The organism is [Phormidium] sp. LEGE 05292 (assembly GCF_015207735.1).
GTDB lineage: Bacteria > Cyanobacteriota > Cyanobacteriia > Cyanobacteriales > Aerosakkonemataceae > Floridanema.
The window spans coordinates 1-3259 of record NZ_JADEWG010000289.1; the positions used below are offsets into that span (position 1 = coordinate 1).

Below are 3259 nucleotides of genomic sequence, written 5' to 3' on the forward strand. Positions count from 1 at the left end.
GATGGGGGGATGGGGGGATGGGGAAAAGATTTAACTACCTCTTCAACTCTCCCTACCTCTCCACCTCTTCTGCCTTCTGCCTTACCAAAAAAAATGGGTTTAAAGCCCCGTCCTTGCAAGACGGCTTTCATTTATGTTAATAAATTTGCGTAGGGTTTTTCCACGCAAATGATTGTTCTAGAGTTTAAAGCTAAGGGAAAAACAACTCAATACATAGCCATTGATGAGGCGATTAGAACATCTCAATTTGTTCGCAACAAAGCAGTTCGTCATTGGATGGATAACAAAGGCGTTGGGCAAAAAGACTTGTATCGCCTTAGTAAAATATTGAGACAAGAATTCCCTTTTGTAAAAGGCTTAAACTCTAGTGCTTGCCAAGCTGCTATTGAAAGAGCTTATAGTGCAATTGCTCGATTCTACGACAACTGTAAAAAAGCTATTCCAGGGAAGAAAGGCTATCCAACCTTTAAGAAAAACTGTCGCTCAGTTGAGTACAAAACTTCGGGATGGTCACTTTCTGAGAACAGAAAACAAATCACTTTTACTGACAAGAAAGGGATTGGCAAGCTAAAACTCAAAGGAACGTGGGATTTAAACTTCTACCAAATAGAGCAGATAAAACGAGTTAGGTTAGTGCGTCGTGCTGATGGCTACTATGCTCAGTTCTTGATAAGTGCTGGGAATAAAGTAGATTGTAAGCCTTCGGGTAGGGCGATTGGGTTGGATGTAGGAATTAAAGAATTCTACACAGATTCAAATGGTCACTCGGAGCCTAACCCCAAGTTTTATCGCACAAGTGAGAAACGTCTAAAATTTAGACACAAACGGGTTTCTCGGAAGAAGAAAGGCTCTGTTAACCGTCGATTAGCTGTTAATAGATTAGGTCGAGTACACCTCAAAATAAGTAGACAACGTGAAGAACACGCCAAGAGAGTGGCGCGTTGCGTAATCCAATCTAACGATTTGGTAGCTTACGAAGATTTGAGGATTAAGAATTTAGTTAAAAATCATTGTCTTGCCAAATCTATTAATGATGCAGGTTGGTATCAGTTCAGAAAATGGCTAGAGTATTTCGGTGTTAAGTTTGGCAAGATAACTATTGCGGTTAATCCTGCCTACACTTCTCAGGAATGCTCTAATTGTGGCGCAATAGTTAAAAAATCCCTATCCATAAGAACCCATATTTGCAAATGTGGATTTATTTTGGATAGGGATTGGAACGCCGCTATCAATATCCTGAAAATAGCCTTGAGTACTGTAGGGCATACAGGAACTTGGATCGAAGATCCGAACGCTTCAGGAGATTTAACCTCTACTTTGGCTGGAGTAATCCTGTCAGAGCAAGTTGAGTCTATGAATGAAGAATCACCGTACCTTGATAGTCGGTGAGTGTCAAAAAATACGGAAATCTGCTTGAGTAATGGTAGTAGATTGAACTCCTTGTAGTACAGCTAACAATTGTCCATTACTAGAAATCAGGGTATTTGCGGCATCACTTCCAGTACCCTGAGTAATTAAGAGATTAGCAAAACTTAGACCAGCACTTAATCCCAGAAAATCAACCCCATCGGTGAAATCTAGAATTACATCCCACCCTTTATCTGATTGCAACACGAAAGTATCGCTACCATCGCCACCAGTTAGGGTATCAAAACCAAAATCACCGGAAAGAATATCGTTGCCTAAATCACCAAAGAGACGATCGTTATCTTGACCACCATAAAGAGTATCAGCTTCTTGACCGCCGTAGAGAGTATCTTGACCGAAATTGCCGTAGAGAACATCATTTCCTAAATTGCCATACAAGACATCGTTATCTTTGCCACCCAGAAGAATATCATTGCCCTTACCACCGTAAATGCTATCATTGCCTACATTGCCGTTGATAATATCATCGCCTAGATTGCCATTGAGAAGGTCGTTACCCCCATTGCCATACATCATGTCATTCCCGGCAGCACCCAGAATGGTATCAGCACCTTCAGTTCCCATGAGAGTATCATTGCCTTCGGTGCCTAAAATTGGATTGCTGGCGGTAAGCGCAGGAGTTCCTGTAGAATCTGGTTGTTCGCCAAACCATATAACTGCGTATCCTTTGTAAAGACCAACGCCCAAAGCATTCCATTTAAGATTTTGCCATATTCCTTGGTTGAGGATAGCTGCATTATGTGCGGGGCTGTTTTTCCAAGCTTGTAGCGCATCCGTCGCCGTCGCTACATAATTACCTGTACCGCCAAAAGCATTTTCGTAACCATTTCCAGAGTACCCTGTGTTAAACCTTTGGGGCGCTGTCCACATAGCGGGATAAGTGCTAGGGTTGTTGGGGTCATAAGGAGCATCACTCCAAGAGTGAGTTAGAGTACCAATATTTTCTGCTAAATCTTGGACGTGGCGGTTTGCAACGGTACTCAACGCTTTGGATGCTGCGATTGGTGCTAGTCCATTTTGGGCGCGATATTCGTTGATTAGATTGTAAAGCTTGGTTTCTTCTGATTCAAAACCGTCTCCGGGAAGGTTCGAGTAAATATTGACTGTCATGGTAATTTTTCCTTAAGTGTCAAAAAGTAGAAAATGTATCCGAACAGCGATAACAATTGATACCAGTTCAGTTGTGATTATGTTCGCTGCAATAATTTCATTGATTGGTAAAATGCTTAATCCTGGCTGAATTTATAATTCCCACCCAAGCTCTTAATATTTGTATTGAAACGAAAATTTTTTATTTGTTACAAAAGTGTTACATACTCTGTTAGCCGCAAAGAGCAGAGGAACTGGAAGTAAATCAGGAAAATTCGGCACAATTTTTTTTACAAGGAAGATTGGTTTTCCGAAAGGTAACTATGCTAACCTGTTGAGAATCGCTACACTGGCTGATACAGTTGTATTTTCATGCTTAGTCGCCCAGCGCATAATGGTTCATATCAAGCGTCTGGAATTAACTCACTTCAAGTCCTTCGGCGGCACTTCCCAAGTACCTCTGCTGCCGGGGTTTACGGTTGTTTCTGGGCCAAATGGTTCGGGAAAGTCGAACATTTTGGACGCGCTGTTGTTTTGTCTTGGTCTTGCTAGTTCTAAGGGGATGCGTGCGGAACGCTTACCTGATTTGATTAACCACAATCACCAAACTAATCGCGGTACTGCTGAAGCTAGCGTTACCGTGACTTTTGATTTGTCTGATGAACCTGAGTTTTTTGTCGCACAGGAGCAGGGGAGCAGAGGAGCAGGGGAGCAGGGGAGCAGGGGAGCAGGGGAGCAGGGG

3 protein-coding genes are annotated in these 3259 nt (G+C 42.4%); 2 read left to right on the top strand and 1 reads right to left on the bottom strand.

The features are described 5' to 3' along the window. Positions 1-168 precede the first annotated feature (168 nt). Positions 169-1389, top strand: coding sequence for an RNA-guided endonuclease InsQ/TnpB family protein (locus IQ264_RS31935; RefSeq protein WP_193986689.1), 1221 nt, complete (start codon positions 169-171; stop codon positions 1387-1389). A gap of 3 nt (positions 1390-1392) precedes the next feature. Here IQ264_RS31935 and IQ264_RS31940 read toward each other — a convergent pair whose 3' ends face one another. Continuing rightward, a complete protein-coding gene (locus IQ264_RS31940; protein ID WP_193986691.1) occupies positions 1393-2538 on the bottom strand; it encodes a CAP domain-containing protein in 1146 nt (381 codons plus the stop codon). 370 nt (positions 2539-2908) lie between these two features. Here IQ264_RS31940 and IQ264_RS31945 point away from each other — a divergent pair. After that, positions 2909-3259, top strand: a 351-nt coding sequence (locus IQ264_RS31945; protein WP_322744846.1) for an AAA family ATPase, incomplete at its 3' end; no start/stop codon positions are given.